This window comes from Variovorax sp. PBL-H6 (assembly GCF_901827155.1).
GTDB lineage: Bacteria > Pseudomonadota > Gammaproteobacteria > Burkholderiales > Burkholderiaceae_C > Variovorax.
Genome location: NZ_LR594659.1, coordinates 3,149,731 through 3,165,732, shown reverse-complemented (window position 1 = coordinate 3,165,732; position 16,002 = coordinate 3,149,731). Strand labels below are relative to the sequence as shown.

Here is a 16,002-nt window from a genome sequence, read left to right as displayed (position 1 = left end):
ACCATCCAAAAAGCCAGCCCAGACGTCGTCTACAGGGAAATTCAGCGCAATGCTGTGCAGAATCTCGTTGCCTTTGGAAGTGATCTGGCCGTGATTTCTGTAGTTGGATGGATGTGAGTTAAAACAAAAGGTCCAACGAGAAAACTCCAGGAGTTGACTTTTCCGTTCACAATTGAGAAAAATTGCACGGCGTCAGGCGGCTGTCCATTGGCACCGCCCTGAGCCCGGCAGCGCGTGGCGAGAATCTCCGCGTTGCTCGAGGCACGGTATTGTTCTCCGTGTTCACGGCGTTGAGCATTCTGGTCTGCGCCCAGGTACGCGCCGGCGTGCTCGCAGCGATCATCAGTGCCATCGCGCCATCGCGCCATCGCTGCCGGAGGGCCTGGTTTGAGTCTCGAAGGCGAGGCGGATCGCGTCGCCGATGCGCTCCCGCCGAGCAAGCGGGAGCCGCGTTCAGAGCGGCAAGGTGTCGAAGGCCGCGTAAGAGGTTGCCAGCCAGCTCTTGACGCGCTGGCGCTCCAGCAGCCCGAGCGCGTTCGGCCCCTCGCGGTCGTTGACCGCCTTCCAGAAGCTGGTGTTGCGCGCATCGATCTTGCGCATGCTCGCGTCGTGCAGGCGGGGCAGGGTGATCACGCGCGCCCCGTGCATCGTCGCCTTGCTGAGCGACTGTGAGCCCAGCAGCAGCGCGAAGTCGTTGCCGCGGCCGTAGTTCTGCACCACGATGTAGTTGGGCCGGTTGCCGAATGTATCGACCAGCGTGCCGAGCAGGTCGCTCGAGTCCTTGCCGTCGTCCAGCACGTGCCAGAAATTGACCGTCACGCCGAGCCCGGCGAAGACGTCGAAAAGCTCCGAATCCTTGATCCAGCGCGCCAGCGGTGCCAGCGTCTGCGCTGCCAGGTCGACGATCACGCTTTGCTGCGGATGCGTCTCGAAGCCGTTGACCACCGTGTCCAGGCCCTCGTAGCTGTCGACCACCACCGGCGAGGCGAAGCCCTCGTAGAAGCGGGTGAAGGAGCTGTGCGATCGATCCGTGTCGAAGCCCACGAAGGGCTTGCTGTGGTCGATGAAGTACTGCGCCAGGACCCGGGCGGTGACTGACTTGCCGACTCCGCCTTTTTCGCCGCCGATGAAGTTGATGGAGCTCATGAGGTTGCTGGAGATTGGGGGGTGGAGAAGCGTTGAGCATTCTAGGGGCCAAGCGCCGGGCGACGCCGAGCCCTTCCCTTCCTGCTGGATCCTCAGCGAAGCATGCCGATCACGGCAGTTGGTCTGGTCAATTAGCTCGGAACGAGGAATCTCAATCTGAGATTGGGATTCACCTTCGTTGACTGGCGCGGAAAGAGGGAGCGCCCCGATTTTTTGTCTTACCAACTGAGTGAACGCAATGGGATCTTCTTCAGCATGCTTGGTCAGCTCCATCAGAGCCACGGACTTGCCGAAACTGCTTTTTTCGCCGCCCATGAAGTTGCAGGGGCGTGAGGTTGCTGCAAGCCCGCACCGAGGTGGCAAACGCTGGGCTTCGTTCAGTCCTCGCTCAAACGCTGAGGCGCCCTCCGAATATCGCTTGGATACCCGTTGTCGAGAGTACCAGCAGGCGTTCGTGAGCTGCTTCTTCGTTGATCCTTATTTCGGCCTGGAAATGGACGCTGATGCCATCGGTTGGGCCCAACGGCATGCCTTCAACCACCTCCCTGTTCTTACCCAGCGGTCGCGTGTAATACGTCTGCCAGTCGACGGTCAAGACGAAGTTACCGTTGTCGCGAAACAGTCTGAGCTTGGCTGAGCTTACGCCGAAGTTTGTCCAGTTCAGTTCTTCCCGGTTGCCGTCGTCCTTGAAGACGGTAAACGACTGAGCCTTTCGGAAGGGACCCAGATGGCTATTGCTTGCCACTCCCTTGCCATTACTCAGGCTTCCCTGAATTTTCTGCAAAATGGTTGGTTGGACAATTGAGCTTAGAACGAACAGCGCGCCGGCAGACCCTGCAAAATCTTGAAGGGCATGAGCGATGACTTTGGTGCGGCCTTTCTGTGGATCTGGCATCTCGCTATCGTCGATATTTTTGGACAGAAATGAAGATCCGCTATCAAAAATCTCGAGATCGTTGAGTCGACCTAAATCACCCAATCCCGCTTGAAAAGTGATCTCAAGGCCATCTATTTTAAGGGATCTCTCCATATACGAACGACCCAATTCATTAAATCTGTCAGCGTAGCTTCTCCCCAAGAAAGCGCCATCCAGAACAGTGGCTCCTTCGCGATACTGCATTGGCGTATGCGTGATTTGTAGGCTTCCGGACAAGTTTCCATTGTTGTCCACAATCACTTCGGCAGGCAGAATTTCGCGAGCAAATGCAAGTTTTTCTTTCTTGCTGTTTATGGCCGCGTAAGTGGGTGTTTTTTCGATCCGTTCCTGCTTTTTTGTGGTGGCAAATTTGGTTCTTTTGCTATCACTTTTCACATCTGAACTTTTCTTGCTTTCGCGAGTCAAGACGTAAGTCTTGTTCCCTCTGCGAATCGAGTCAGTCGCCGGGTTCCATTTTGTCGATTCATTCGACTGTTTTTCTGGCGTTTCCGCGCTTGCTTGTGATTTGAGGTCGGAATTCAGGGGCCTAATCTGTGCCAACAAATCATCCAAATCATCATCAAATGGGGTTTTGGCACTGCTGTCAGGGTTGTGGTCAAGCCCGGTTGCTTGTGATTTGAGGTCAGGCCGGGCCGGTGCCAACAGATCTTCCAGATCCGCATCAAATGGGTTTTGAATAGCAATGCCGGACCGGTCTTCAATGTTTGCATCGTTGACGGAAAACTCAAAATTCTGCCCGTCGCGTTCGGTTTCTTTATTATCTTCATTGAATTTTTGCAATTCGGCCGGAAGTCGGTTACTACGCAATGCGACTTCGGAGGCCACCTTGTCTCTGCGTTTCCCCAATGAAACGATGTCCCCTAGTCGCGCCCTAGGTGACGCCAAGGATTGAGGCTCGTTTGGCTCGTTGTTTGTTTGATTGACGGATTTGACGACTGACGGGCGAAATTTTCCCCACTGATTTGGATTTGTATTCATGGCAAAGCCTTGTTAAATAATTAAAATAAAAAGCACAGTGTGGTCATGCAAGTTCGGGATGGAACAGTTCCCCAAGACTCTTCATCGCCGTCCCGTTGACTATTTGACGCGCCTCTTCGGTCTCCTCAACGTAGTAGCGCAGCATTTTCGCCAATTCGTCTCCATCGAGATTGGCAGCGTCAAGTAGATTGGCGCAGAAGATTGCGCGGCCTGAACTCGGCTCGAAGGCGTAGCTGCCATGATGGTTACTGTGAGTGCGCAGGTTAAGCGCCAATAATTGCTCACAGACGTCCATACGTTCGTGCGAATTCGCATCACCCAAATCGACATAGCAATGCATAGCATCAGCCTCTTCATCGAGCTCAATGAGCACATCGATGCCATCGATCGTCAACGAGCATTGGCAATCGTTTTCCGATGCGTCGGTATGCAAGACCTTGGCGGCTGTCACGCAAATATCATGGAATTTCGTGTGATCCATCAATAAGACTCCTGATAAGGTTGGCTGGACACGTCGAGCTTTTTCAGTTCAGCTTTAGACGTCCCGAGAAGACTACATTAATTCCGTTGGGTATGGAAATATTGAGCTCACCTTTCCGGGCCGCGTCGCCGTTGATTATGAAATCGGCACAGAACCGAAGGCCAATCACATGATCTTTTTCCAACGGCAAGTTGGCCTCGAGGCCTTGCGCTGCTTCAACATACGCTTGCCAGCCGATGGATATTTTGAAGTTGCCCCGTCGCGAGACAGAACCCACTTGGCTCCGCCTACCTGCCTGACGTCGGTCACCCTCTCTTCGGAGCCATCGCTCTCCGTGACTCGTAGCTCTCGTTTTACGCTGTTATGCGTACCGATCAACTTGTAAGGAATGCCTTCCCCCTTGGAATTGCTGACGGCAAGCGGAGCCGTTAAGACCAAACCCTGTGTAAGTGCGCAGGAAAGAACAAAAGTGGTGATCTTGTCGTCGGTAAGATCAAGCAAGGCCTTGGCCACTTGGCTATTTCTTATTTTGCCGCCAGGATCATTTGCATCGCGTTCGGCTATTAGATTATTTGACCCATCGTGAATCACGAGATCCAATCGATAAAAATCGTTAATTGCTTGCCGTACAACCCTTACTCCGTCGAGTTCTTCAGATTTTTCCAAAGCAACTTGGACGCGGTCTTGAACTACTTCCGCATATTTTCGCTTCTGGTACGGGGATAACTCAGTGGGTTTATTGGGATAGGTCGGAACACTCTCGATGATGTGGGTGCCGCCCAAATTACCGTGGTCATCCATGATCACCCCAGCCGGCAGGCCTGTGCGAATGGGTTGAAGCTTGGCGTCTCTGAGTTCTATCTTTTCGACTTCCGTCGCGGTAAGAGTGGTCGCATTCTTTAGCTGACTGTATGCGCCCCGGCGAGAAGGGCGGTACTGCGGAAGTTGGGGTAATCCTTGATGCCTCGGGCGATAAGGTTGGAGCGCTGCCATACCCGACGTGGAATCATCGCTATGTTGAGATTTTTTCTCGAAATCAGCATTCGGAATGAATGACTCATCATTTTCGGAGCCTTGATTTTTCGGTGTATCGTTATCTTTGACAGAGTCGTTAAGGAGGACGATTTGATCGCGCTCGAGCGACGAAAAAATCTCGCGAGGATATATCAGTGCCTCCGGCCTGTCGTGGGCGGTGCCTTTTGGTTTATCGAGCGAAATGGGTTTCGGGCGACGAGTCAGGGGATTTTTGACCGAATAACTCTTCTGCTCGTTTTCTGCTTTTGTCCTCCTTGGGGAAATGTGGCCCTTCAGTAGTGATTTGCTTTCTTTTTTCGAGAGCTTCTCTTTTTCGGAGTCACTTGAAGAGTTATTTTTTTGAATAAGAGAGGGAGTAAGAGGTGGCGAAGTTTTTGAAATGCGGCTCATGGCTGTCTTTTTCGAATGTGTGCTGGAAACTAGTGAAAGGAATGACGTCAAACTCGTGCGGCGGCGAAGACGGTGCCCAGGCCCTCAGGTGGCATGCCGGCGGCAATCACTTGCCGCACTGCTAACGTCTCGTCGACTTAGTAGCGCAGCATTTCCGCGAGCTTGTCGCTATTGCTCGCAGACGTCCATGCGATCGTATGAATGGGCATCGCCCAGATCGACATAGCAATGCAGAGCGTGCGTTTCCTCATCCAGATCGATGAGCACATCGATGCCATTGATCGTCAGCGAGCATCGGCCATCCTGCTCCGATGCATCAGCGTGCCACGCACGAGCGGCCGTCACAAATATTCTAAAATTCTGTTTAATCCATCAATAAGGCGCCCAATAGGATTTGCTGGCGAATTGAGTTACTAAGCTGACGAAATTTCTGAAGCGCGAGGCTGAGTAGCGATTTTGCCTGTTAGCTTCCACACGAACGACGAAGTTAACCTGGTCGTTCGTGGAGGGCATGTGATCCCTTTTGCAAGAGAAACCTGCAAAAAGTCCGATCAAGGGCGATGGGCCTTCTTGAATTTCCAAGGGAAAATTACCCTAGAGGAGTTGCGTAGAAGATCGATCGCTCAAATCTGAAAAGCTAATTTGTTCCTGCGAGTCACTCATATTGGAATCATCCTCTGCCAATGGCTTCGGCAGTTGCTCCGGCAATTGAGCGGCTTGTCCTATTGCCCCTTGCGCCCATTCAATGAACCACTGAGGGTTTTTTTTAGCACTCTCGAGCACAAGACGAAGCGATTGATATTGCCCATTAGGTTTTTTGAACATTTCAACCAAATTTACCATGTTGACACCGAGAATTCCTAGTGGAACGCGTTTGTCCTTTGGAAGGGTCTGGAGATACCGGTCGTTCGTAAGGAGTTTTGCCCCAACCTCCAGTTTTTTAAGTCTTTCATCGAGCTTCCCTTCGCCAGCAAGATCCTTTATTTGTGTTTCTATCTTTTTGAGATCGAAAGTGCCACTGTTGATTTTAGTGACAATATCGCCAAGTCCGATTAGCACTAGATTCAAGCTGCGATCAATATCGACTCCGTGTCCCAGGATGCCTTCGCCAACATTCACCGGAAATAGTTCGCTGCCTGCGATTTCTCTTGAAAAATCGTAGCTCATTTTATCGAAATGTGCTCGCTCCGGTGTTCTTTTGGTCGGAATTAAATCTATTCCGCACTGGACTTTTTTCCAGATCTTCGCAAGTTTATTTTGCTCGGTGTCCTTCAGCGCGGCCTCTTGCCGTGAGGCCTGAGTATTCTCTGCAGCAATGAATCCGTTCAGAATCCTGGCGTCTGCCTCCCCCATTGTTCCAAGATTTTCGTCTTCAATAAGTCCATCTTCTTTGAGCCCTTTGGCGATCGCGCTAGGACTTTTTGTGGAAATTTCGTAGATAACGTCTTTTGTGGTCTTGAAGAAATTGGAAAATGTGATCGGTTGATTTCCTTCTTTGTTTTTTGTAACTCGAAATTCAAGAGTTTTGAAGGCTTGATTTAACGATTGCTTCGAGCTTAGATTAAATTCAACTGATTGTTGAGGCGCTGCCGTTGGAAGTAAGGCTTTGAGGTCCCCTATGGTGAATTCTTTTGAGGAATTCATGCCATTTTTCATTGCCTTGGCCAAATCCGTGTTTCCTTCTCTGATTGCAACTCGCGCAATTGCGGCGCGAGCAGAATTTCGTCGGATTTTTACGGTGTCAAATAAAATATCCTTTGCCCCCGTCCTGTGCCCTTTTGTGCTAATCTTGAGAGAGTACGTGCCATCTTTGTTGATTTTTCCCCGAAGTTTTGCATTGTTGTCAAAATTTCCTGCGAATTTCTGCAGATCACTGACGAGGATGTTCTCGTTGATTGAAATTCTGCGTGTGACTGTGTTGGGATTCATAAGTGAGTTTTCAGTGTTTAGTGAAATTGATAGAAATCGAGGGGCTGGCAATCTGGCAGCTGCCATTAAAGCAAGAGGTCGGGGCTTAATTCCTGAATCTGCTTGGTCCCCGGTTGCGCTCCGCGCGCAACAATTTCTCGCCACTGCTGCGCTTGATCGACAAAAGCGGAGAGAGTTGCCTGTAAGTCCACCGGGTACGCCAGGGGCATCGCAATGTGGCCACAGAATTGGAATTCGCCGTCCGGCTCGCTGAGTGCCATTGCCCAATCGTGCGAGGCGTGCTCAAGGGACGTGAGCATCATCAAAGCCTCGCAAGTCGCCAGCCGGTGCTCTTCGGGCGGTCTGCCCAAGTCAGTCTCGAGACCGAGCCTGCTGCGTTCCTGATCGAACTCTGCGAGGACGACAAGGCCATCCCCTAACTCGATGGCCCACCGAGGTGCATCCGCCTCCTGGACGATGCTTTCGATGCTTGGTGTGCGTTCGCCGAGCTCCATGAGGAGTTGGGCTACCTGATTTGAATCAATATCCATAGACACCTACCTGCTTGCACGTGGCAAGCCGCCGCACGACGGCGTGCCTCCTTGCCACGAGTGAAACCCCCTGCGAATCCCGGAAACCTCTGTCACTGGTTTTCTCATCGGATGAGTGACCTGCTGCAAACAAAGGTTCCTCTGTCAAAGAGGCCCAGGAGTTCACCTTTTCTGAGCCATCGAGAAGAAAGAGTTAGGAAGCGGCTGCGCTTGAGATGCACGCGAACCCGCGTCTTTTCCGTTAACGCTGGAAGAAAATTTCGATGCGGCTTGGCTACAGCAACGCCAACAATCAGCAAACAAAAGTACCCACGGAAATCGAGTGGGGGCGAGCCTGATTTTTGGGGTGCAGCGAGAGGTCGTCGTCGGTCGAGGACTGCCAGACGTGATCTGGCTCGAAGAAGTTATCTTCGCGATGAAGGCGTGCTTGGACCGATATCAACGAGCGATGGGTACCTGTTTGGGAGTGCTCGCTCAGTTGATGATGATGGGCTCGAGCGTGATGATTTCCTGGTCAATCATCTGACCGTTGTCTCCACACGGCACCTGTCTTGCGCTCACTTCGCGTGAGACGACTTTGAAGGTCGTGTTGGGCAGGCCGAGGACTTCGGCCTCTGCCGAATTTCCCGTGAAGGAAGAGATATCTCGCCAACGTGGAACATCCCCCGGAACGTTGATGATCTTCAGCAGATAGCGCCCTTCGAACTTTCGCTCTGCGACTGCTTGTGAGGTGCTCGTGGATACGAATGCCGGGTCCGTGAAAACGTCACCTGGCTTGAGGTTCTCATCGAACAAGAAGTTCGTGCCGCGGAGAGGGTGTCAGTCGTTAGCGGCGGTAGATAGGCAAAGCCTCTTTGGCAGGCCTTCACCAGGTTCTTGAAGGTGTTCGGCGGAGCGAGATCTGCCCCGAGGCTGGGGTCCGCCTTCTGCCGGAGTGATTGCTGGAGTTTGCATATGAGCCACCTGATGAATCGACCTATCTCTGAACCATCGCGAAGAACGGCCCCAGGTTGCCCAGCAGCCAGTTCTGGCTGAAGTCCAGCGCCGCGCGCCGGTACTTCTCGTCCGCCTGCGCAGCCAACAGGTCGAGCCGCGCGACCACCTTCGACAGCTCGCGATCGACCACCAGGTTGCGCCCGCGCTCGCTGATCTCCGTGGCCAGCAGCAGCGGCTGGCCGTCCGGCGCCGTCTTCGAGCCGATCAGCCACAGCGAGATCTCGACATTGCGGGCCGCGCGGTAGCTGTTCTCCGCGTTCACACCGTCGAGCATGGTCTGCTCCCATGTGCCGCCGTTGGCCTGCTTGAGCATGGACGCCCAGCCGACCACCAACGCCGCGACGCGATCGCCCTCGTAAGGCTTTGGCTGGGTCTCAAAGGCGAGGCGGATGGCGTCGATGCCGGTGGCGCCGCGCAACGGGGCCAGGGGGACATCCTGCGAAATGGCGTCCCAGGTGCGCTGGGTCGCATCCTCCGCGCTCGGCGCCCACTTGCGCCATTCGCGCGGGTTGCGCCGGTACAGCGAAAGCTGCACACGCCGTATCGACTGCAGGTTGTCGCGCAAGACGAGGTTCGCGATGCGATTGGCACCGCTCTGCAGCCACTCGTTGTTGCCATAAGCCTCGGCACGCTCGGTGCTGGCGCAGCCCGACAGGCCGAGGGCCGCTGCGGCCAGGCCGCTCATGAGTACGGCGCGGCGCGCGAGAGGGGAAGACCGGAGGGTTTCGCTCATGGACCGCACGTTATCATCGCCGCCTCGGGCAGAGAGCCGATCCCGGAGGATCAGATCGGCAAATATTCCCTTACAAATCAATACCTTGGCCACCTAGCCAGACCCGCCGTGCGTCTCAATTCGATCAAGCTCTCCGGCTTCAAGTCCTTCGCGGAACCCACCAACTTCCTCTTGCCTGGTCAGTTGGTGGGCGTGGTCGGTCCCAACGGCTGCGGCAAGTCGAACATCATGGATGCGGTGCGCTGGGTACTCGGCGAATCGCGGGCTTCCGAACTGCGCGGCGAGTCCATGCAGGACGTGATCTTCAACGGCACGACCACGCGCAAGCAGGCCAGCCGCTCGAGCGTCGAGCTCGTGTTCGACAACTCTGATCACCGCGCTGGCGGCCAGTGGTCGCAGTTCGGCGAGATCGCGGTCAAGCGGGTGCTGACGCGCGACGGCAATTCGAGCTACTTCATCAACAACCAGCCGGTGCGCCGGCGCGACGTGCAGGACGTGTTCCTCGGCACCGGCCTAGGCCCGCGCGCCTACGCGATCATCGGGCAGGGGACGATCAGCCGGATCATCGAATCCAAGCCCGAGGAGCTGCGGCTCTTCCTCGAGGAAGCCGCCGGCGTCTCCAAATACAAGGAGCGCCGCCGCGAGACCGAGAACCGGCTCGGCGACACGCGCGAGAACCTCACCCGCGTCGAGGACATCCTGCGCGAGCTCACCAGCAATCTCGAGCGGCTCGAGAAGCAGGCCGAGGTCGCCACCCGCTACAACACGCTCCAGGCCGATGCCACGCGCAAGCAGCACCAGCTGTGGTTCCTGAAGCGCGGGGAGAGCGAGGGCGACCAGGCCAAGGTCAAGGCCGATGGCGAGAAGGCCATCAACGACCTCGAATCGCGCACGGCCGACCTGCGCCACGTCGAGTCCGAGCTCGAGACGGTGCGGCAAGCCCACTACGCGGCCGGCGACCAGGTCAACCAGGCGCAAGGCAAGCTCTACGAGGCGAGTGCCGAAGTCGGCCGCCTGGAGGGCGAGATCCGCTTCGTGGTCGAGGGCCGCCAGCGGGTCGAGCAGCGACTGGTGCAGCTCGGTGAGCAGATCTCGCAATGGAACACGCGCCGCGAGGAGGCCGAGGCCGAGATCGAGACCCTCGCCGGGCAGGGTGTGAATGCGGAGGAACAGGCCGAGCTGCTGGCGGCGCAGCTCGACGAGCACGATGCTCGCCTTCCGAGCCTTGAGGAGGCGCAGCAGCGCGCCCAGGACGAGGCCAACGCCCAGCGTGCAAGCGTCGCGCAGGTGCAGCAGCAGATCCAGGTGCTGGCCGCCGACCAGCGCAACATCGAGGACCAGACCCGCCAGCTCACGCAGCGCGCCGAGCGGCTGCGCAGCGACCAGAACGCGCTGGCGGCGCCCGACGAGGCCCGCCTGCGCGAGCTGCAGGAGCAACTGGCCGCCGCGCAGGAAGCCTCCAGCGAAGCCGACGCGCGCCTGCACGAGCTGCAGGAAGCCGTGCCGCAACTGGACGAGGACCGCCGCGGCAAGCAGCAGGCCGTCAACACCGAGGGCGCGCGCCATGCCGAGCTGTCGGCCCGGCTCGAAGCCTTGAAGGCCCTGCAGGAAAAGGTCAAGACCGACGGCAAGCTGGCCCCGTGGCTCGCCAAGCACGGCCTCGAGGGCCTGCAGGGCCTGTGGAGCCGGATCCACATCGAGCAGGGCTGGGAGAACGCGCTAGAAGCCGCACTGCGCGAGCGCCTCGGCGCGCTCGAGGTCAGCCGCCTCGACATGGTCCGGGCCTTCGGCAGCGATGCGCCGCCCGCCAAGCTGGCCTTCTACAGCCCGCCCACGGCCGCCGCGCCGCAGCCGTCTGGCGCGCTGCCGCGGCTGGCGGACCTGCTGCGCCTCGGCGATGCGGGCCAGCAGGCGCTGCTGGCCGACTGGCTGCACGGCTGCTTCACAGCACCGACGCTCGAAGAAGCCCTGGCCCAGCGCGACAAGCTGCAGCCCGGCGAGGCGATCTTCGTCAAGAGCGGCCATGCCGTCACAGCCCATAGCGTGAGCTTCTACGCGCAGGATTCCGAACAGGCGGGCCTGCTGGCGCGCCAGCAGGAGATGGAGAACCTGGACCGCCAGCTGCGCGCCCAGACGCTGATCAGCGAGGAGGCGCGCACCGCGCTGGCACGCGCCGAGTCCGCCTATGGCGACGCGGCGCAGCGCCTGGTCACGATACGGCGCGAAGCCGCCGACACGCAGTCGCGCGCGCACGAACTGCAGGTCGAGACGCTGCGCCTGACGCAGCTTGCCGAGCAGACGCGCGCGCGGAGCGAGCAGCTGTCCACCGACCTCGGCGAAGTCGAGGCCCAGCTCGAGGAGCTGCAGGAAAAGCGCGTTGCCGCAGAAGGCCGCTTCGAGGAGCTCGACATGCAGCTGGCTGACAGCCAGGAGCGCCATGCGCAACTCGATGAACGCGTGATCGAGGCCGGCCGCGCCCTGTCCGCCAGCCGCGAGCAGCACCGTAGCCTGGAGCGCCAGGCGCAGGAGGCCGTCTTCGCGCAACGCACGCTGGAAGCGCGTCGCGCCGAGCTCAACCGCGCCATCGAGACGGCGACCCAACAGGTCGTTTCGCTCACCGAAGAGGACGAGCGCGCCCGTGCCGAGCTCGGCCGCCTGTCCGATGCCGCTGCCCAGGCCGGCCTGCAGGACGCGCTCTCGCTCAAGCTGGAGCGCGAGACTTCCCTGGGCGCCGCCCGCAGCCAGTACGACGACCTCACGCTCAAGCTGCGCGCCAGCGACGAGCGCCGGCTGCAGCTGGAGCGCGAACTCGATCCGCTGCGCCAGCGCATCACCGAGCTGCAGCTGAAGGAGCAGGCCGCGCGCCTGGGCTTCGAGCAGTACCAGCAGCTGCTGGCCGATGCCGAAGCCGACCTCGAGGCAGTCGCTCGATCGATCGAGGAAGACAAGGTCCGCCTCACCGGCTTGCAGTCGGAAATCGACCGTCTCAACCGCGAGGTCGCTTCGCTGGGCGCCGTCAACCTCGCCGCGCTCGACGAGCTTGCGGTGGCGAGCGAGCGCAAGACCTTCCTCGACGCACAGTCGGCCGACCTCAACGAGGCGATCAACACGCTGGAGGACGCGATCCGAAAGATCGACGGCGAGACGCGCGAGCTGCTCGGCGGCACCTTCAAGATCGTCAACGAGCACTTCAGCCGCATGTTCCCCGAGCTCTTCGGCGGCGGCAACGCCAAGCTCATGATGACGGGCGACGAAATCCTCGACTCCGGCGTGCAGGTGATGGCCCAGCCGCCCGGCAAGAAGAACCAGACCATCCACCTGCTGTCGGGGGGCGAGAAGGCGCTGACCGCCATCGCGCTGGTGTTTGCGATCTTCCAGCTCAACCCCGCGCCTTTCTGCCTGCTGGACGAAGTGGATGCGCCGCTGGACGACGCCAACACCGAGCGCTATGCCAAGCTGGTGACGGCGATGAGCCGCGAGACCCAGTTCCTCTTCATCAGCCACAACAAGATCGCGATGGAGATGGCTGAACAACTGATCGGCGTGACCATGCAGGAGCAGGGCGTCTCGCGCATCGTGGCGGTCGACATGGAATCGGCCGTGTCGATGGCCGAGGCAGCGTAGGCGCCGGATGAGCAATCTCACCGTCGCCCTCGCCATCCTCGGCGGCCTCGTGCTCGCCACCGTCGTCGGCTACAACGCCTGGATGTCGCGCCGCAACGCGCCGCGCCAGCCCGATGCACCCGACGGCAATCGGCCCGAAACGGCGTCTGCGCCTCTCAGCCGCGATGAAGAGCCGGTCCTGCACGTGGTCGGACACCCGGTTGCCGGCGCCGAGCGCCACGAGCCGCTGTTCGACCCCGACCTCCCCGCGCCCAGTGCGCTGCCGATCCCGACGGCCGACCGGCGCGGCGGGCTCGACCCGCTGATCGACGTGATCGCGCCCATCACGCTGGACGGGCTGGCCTCGGGCGATGCAGCCATCGCAGCCATGCCCGCCACGCGCCGCGCCGGGAGCAAGCCGGTGGCAATCGAAGGGCTCAACGAACACACCGGCGAATGGGAGCCGGCCGCGCCCGGCCAGCGCTACGGCGCCTTCCAGGCCGGCGTGCAACTGGCCAATCGCACCGGGGCGCTCAACGAGATCGAGTACTCCGAATTCGTCGTCAAGGCGCAGGCCTTTGCAGATGCCGTCAATGGCGCGCCCGAGTTCCCCGAGATGCTCGACGAGGTCGCGCGGGCGCGCGAACTCGATCAGTTCGCGAGCGCGCACGATGCGCAGTTGAGCTTCGTGCTGCGCGCGCTGCACGCCGCCTGGAGCCCGGGCTATGTGCAGCAGAATGCTGCGCGGCTGGGCTTCGTTGCCGGCATCATCCCCGGCCGCATGGTGCTGCCGGCGAGCGAGGTCGGCCTGCCGCCCATTCTCGGCCTGTCCTTCGACACGCAGGCAGCGCTGGCCGACGACCCGGCCCAGTCCGCCATCCGCGAGCTCACGCTGAGCCTGGACGTGCCGCAGGTCGACCGCGCCGAGCGCCCCTTCTCGCGCATGCGCGAAACGGCCGCGACGCTGGCGCGCGAAATGGACGGCCTCGTGACCGACAGCGATGGCCAGCTGCTTCGCGAGGAGACGATGGACGCCATCGGGGCCGATCTCGAGCAGCTCTACGACACCCTCGATTCGCGCGAGCTGTCGGCCGGCTCGCCCCTGGCGCGGCGGCTGTTCAGCTAGAGCGTGCCCTGATAGTCCGGAGAACCTCATGACGCCACGCGAAGAAGCGGCTCGCGAAGCCGCCGCACTGGGCGAGCAGCTGCGCCGCCACGCCCATCTCTACTACGTGCTCGACGCGCCCGAGCTGCCCGACGCCGAGTACGACCGCTTGTTCCAGCGCCTGCAGGCGCTGGAGGCCGAATACCCCGAGCTGCGCACGCCCGACTCGCCGACCCTGCGCGTGGGCGGCGCCGTGCTGCCCGGCCTGACGCCGGTGCGGCACGCCGTGCCGATGCTGTCCATCCACACCGAGACCGACACCACCCCCGCCGGTGCCCTGGCCTTCGACGCACGGGTCCGGCGCGAGCTGGGCCTGGCGCCGGACGCACCACCGGTCGAGTACTCGGCCGAGCTCAAGTTCGACGGGTTGGCCATCAACCTGCGCTACGAGAACGGCGTGCTGGTACAGGGCGCCACCCGCGGTGACGGCGAGACCGGCGAAGACGTGACGCAGAACCTTCGCACCATCGGGCAGATCCCGCTGCGCCTTTCGGGCGAAGCGCCGCAGGTGCTGGAGGTGCGCGGCGAGGTCTACATGCGGCGCGATGCCTTCGAGCGGCTGAACGAGCGCCAGCGCGAGCGCGGCGACAAGACCTTTATCAACCCGCGCAACACAGCCGCCGGTGCCATTCGCCAGCTCGATCCCGCGCTGGTGGCGCAGCGGCCCTTGAGCTTCTTCGCCTACGGGTTGGGCGAGGTGGTGGGCTGGACGCAAATGCCGGCCACGCACGGCGGAATGCTGGACGCGCTGGACGCCTTCGGCCTGCCGGTCGCGAAGGAGCGCGCCGTGGGGCGGGGCGCCGACACGCTGGTCGCCTTCCATGCGCGCATCGCGGCGCAGCGCGACGCGCTGCCCTACGACATCGACGGCGTGGTCTACAAGGTCGACAGCCTGGAGCTGCAACGCCGGCTGGGTTTCAAGAGCCGCGAGCCGCGCTGGGCCGTGGCGCACAAGTACCCGGCGCAGGAGCAAACGACCGAGGTGCGAAGCATCGAAGTGCAGGTGGGCCGCACCGGCAAGCTCACGCCGGTCGCGAAGCTGGCGCCGGTCTTCGTGGGCGGCGTCACCGTGACCAACGCGACTTTGCACAATGAGGCCGAAGCGAGGCGCAAGGATGTCCGGGCAGGCGACACCGTGATCGTGCGTAGAGCCGGCGACGTGATCCCCGAGGTGGTGGGCGTGGTGCCCGAGAGCGCCGCGCGGCCGCCGGAGCAGCGCGGGCCGATCTTCACCATGCCGCACAAGTGCCCCGTCTGCGGCTCCGATGCGCTGCGCGAGGAGGGCGAGGTCGACTACCGCTGCACCGGCGGCCTGTTCTGCGGTGCACAGCGCAAGGAGGCCATCCTGCATTTCGCGGCGCGGCGCGCCATGGACATCGAAGGCCTGGGCGACAAGCTGGTGGAGCAGCTGGTGGATGGCCAGTTGATCCGCACGCTGCCCGACCTGTACAAGCTGGGGCTCACGACGCTGGCCGGCCTCGATCGCATGGCCGACAAGTCGGCGAAGAACCTGGTCGATGCGCTGGAGGCCTCGAAGAAGACGACGCTGCCGCGTTTCCTCTTCGGGCTCGGCGTCCGGCACATCGGCGAAAGCACCGCCAAGGACCTGGCCAGGCACTTCGGCAAGCTCGACGCGATCATGGACGCGAGCGAGGCGCAATTGCTCGAGGTCAACGACGTGGGCCCCGTGGTCGCAAAGAGCTTGCGCACGTTTTTCGACCAGGACCACAACCGCGAGGTGGTGCAGCAGCTGCGCGCCTGCGGGGTGACCTGGGAAGAGGGCGAGCCGGCCGCACGCGCGCCCAAGCCGCTCGCGGGCAAGACCTTCGTCATCACCGGCACCCTTCCTACGCTCAGCCGCGACGAGGCCAAGGACAAACTGGAATCGGCGGGCGCCAAGGTCGCCGGGTCGGTCAGCAAGAAAACCGATTTCGTGGTGGCAGGCGCCGAGGCCGGCAGCAAGCTCGACAAGGCGACGGGGCTGGGCGTTGCCGTGATCGACGAGGCGCGAATGCTCGAAATTCTCGAGAACGGGCTTTGAGGCGGTCGAGCCCAGCGAGCCCAGCGAGCTTTACCGGG

11 protein-coding genes are annotated in these 16,002 nt (G+C 60.3%); 3 read left to right on the top strand and 8 right to left on the bottom strand.

Translation table 11 applies throughout. From position 1 onward, the window contains the following. Positions 1-453: 453 nt before the first annotated feature. The 8 genes from G3W89_RS14805 to G3W89_RS14770 all read right to left on the bottom strand — a co-directional run bounded on the left by G3W89_RS14805 (position 454) and on the right by G3W89_RS14770 (position 9,155). On the bottom strand, positions 454-1,146 hold the full coding sequence (locus G3W89_RS14805) for a mobilization protein (RefSeq protein ID WP_162574868.1): 693 nt from the start codon (positions 1,144-1,146) through the stop codon (positions 454-456). Positions 1,147-1,534: 388 nt separating this feature from the next. Next, a complete protein-coding gene (locus tag G3W89_RS14800; protein WP_162574867.1) occupies positions 1,535-3,061 on the bottom strand; it encodes a hypothetical protein in 1,527 nt (508 codons plus the stop codon). A 43-nt stretch (positions 3,062-3,104) separates the two neighbouring features. After that, positions 3,105-3,542 carry a type III secretion system chaperone gene (locus G3W89_RS14795; protein ID WP_162574866.1) on the bottom strand — a complete coding sequence of 146 codons (438 nt, stop codon included), beginning with the start codon at positions 3,540-3,542 and terminating at the stop codon, positions 3,105-3,107. Between the two features lie 165 nt (positions 3,543-3,707). Beyond that, positions 3,708-4,967, bottom strand: coding sequence for a hypothetical protein (locus tag G3W89_RS14790; protein ID WP_162574864.1), 1,260 nt, complete (start codon positions 4,965-4,967; stop codon positions 3,708-3,710). Between the two features lie 594 nt (positions 4,968-5,561). Then, positions 5,562-6,896: a hypothetical protein gene (locus G3W89_RS14785; protein WP_162574862.1), complete on the bottom strand. Its 1,335-nt coding sequence runs from the start codon at positions 6,894-6,896 to the stop codon at positions 5,562-5,564. Positions 6,897-6,961: 65 nt separating this feature from the next. Beyond that, the gene (locus G3W89_RS14780; RefSeq protein ID WP_162574860.1) at positions 6,962-7,426 is read right to left on the bottom strand and encodes a type III secretion system chaperone; all 465 of its coding nucleotides are present in this window, start codon (positions 7,424-7,426) and stop codon (positions 6,962-6,964) included. A gap of 474 nt (positions 7,427-7,900) precedes the next feature. Next, positions 7,901-8,221: an ADP-ribosyltransferase gene (locus G3W89_RS14775; protein ID WP_162574858.1), complete on the bottom strand. Its 321-nt coding sequence runs from the start codon at positions 8,219-8,221 to the stop codon at positions 7,901-7,903. Positions 8,222-8,402: 181 nt separating this feature from the next. Further along, positions 8,403-9,155 carry a hypothetical protein gene (locus G3W89_RS14770; RefSeq protein ID WP_162574856.1) on the bottom strand — a complete coding sequence of 251 codons (753 nt, stop codon included), beginning with the start codon at positions 9,153-9,155 and terminating at the stop codon, positions 8,403-8,405. Between the two features lie 108 nt (positions 9,156-9,263). Between G3W89_RS14770 and smc the strand changes: the two genes are divergently transcribed. The 3 genes from smc to ligA are packed head-to-tail and all read left to right on the top strand — an operon-like array spanning position 9,264 to position 15,964. After that, positions 9,264-12,779 (top strand): chromosome segregation protein SMC, encoded by a 3,516-nt coding sequence (smc, locus tag G3W89_RS14765; RefSeq protein WP_162574854.1) that lies wholly within the window; start codon positions 9,264-9,266, stop codon positions 12,777-12,779. 7 nt (positions 12,780-12,786) lie between these two features. Continuing rightward, entirely contained in the window at positions 12,787-13,884 is a 1,098-nt protein-coding gene (locus G3W89_RS14760) for a cell division protein ZipA C-terminal FtsZ-binding domain-containing protein (RefSeq protein ID WP_162574852.1), read from the top strand. A gap of 28 nt (positions 13,885-13,912) precedes the next feature. Then, positions 13,913-15,964, top strand: a complete 2,052-nt coding sequence (gene ligA, locus G3W89_RS14755) for an NAD-dependent DNA ligase LigA (protein ID WP_162574851.1) — start codon at positions 13,913-13,915, stop codon at positions 15,962-15,964. Positions 15,965-16,002: the final 38 nt, after the last annotated feature.

What these genes read in the sequence shown, in the direction of transcription:
- G3W89_RS14760 (WP_162574852.1), top strand. Translation starts at nt 12,787, where the DNA reads ATGAGCAATCTCACCGTCGCCCTCGCCATCCTCGGCGGCCTCGTGCTC.
- ligA (WP_162574851.1), top strand. Translation starts at nt 13,913, where the DNA reads ATGACGCCACGCGAAGAAGCGGCTCGCGAAGCCGCCGCACTGGGCGAG.
- G3W89_RS14770 (WP_162574856.1), bottom strand. Translation starts at nt 9,155, where the DNA reads ATGAGCGAAACCCTCCGGTCTTCCCCTCTCGCGCGCCGCGCCGTACTC.
- G3W89_RS14800 (WP_162574867.1), bottom strand. Translation starts at nt 3,061, where the DNA reads ATGAATACAAATCCAAATCAGTGGGGAAAATTTCGCCCGTCAGTCGTC.
- G3W89_RS14780 (WP_162574860.1), bottom strand. Translation starts at nt 7,426, where the DNA reads ATGGATATTGATTCAAATCAGGTAGCCCAACTCCTCATGGAGCTCGGC.
- G3W89_RS14790 (WP_162574864.1), bottom strand. Translation starts at nt 4,967, where the DNA reads ATGAGCCGCATTTCAAAAACTTCGCCACCTCTTACTCCCTCTCTTATT.
- G3W89_RS14795 (WP_162574866.1), bottom strand. Translation starts at nt 3,542, where the DNA reads ATGGATCACACGAAATTCCATGATATTTGCGTGACAGCCGCCAAGGTC.
- G3W89_RS14785 (WP_162574862.1), bottom strand. Translation starts at nt 6,896, where the DNA reads ATGAATCCCAACACAGTCACACGCAGAATTTCAATCAACGAGAACATC.
- G3W89_RS14805 (WP_162574868.1), bottom strand. Translation starts at nt 1,146, where the DNA reads ATGAGCTCCATCAACTTCATCGGCGGCGAAAAAGGCGGAGTCGGCAAG.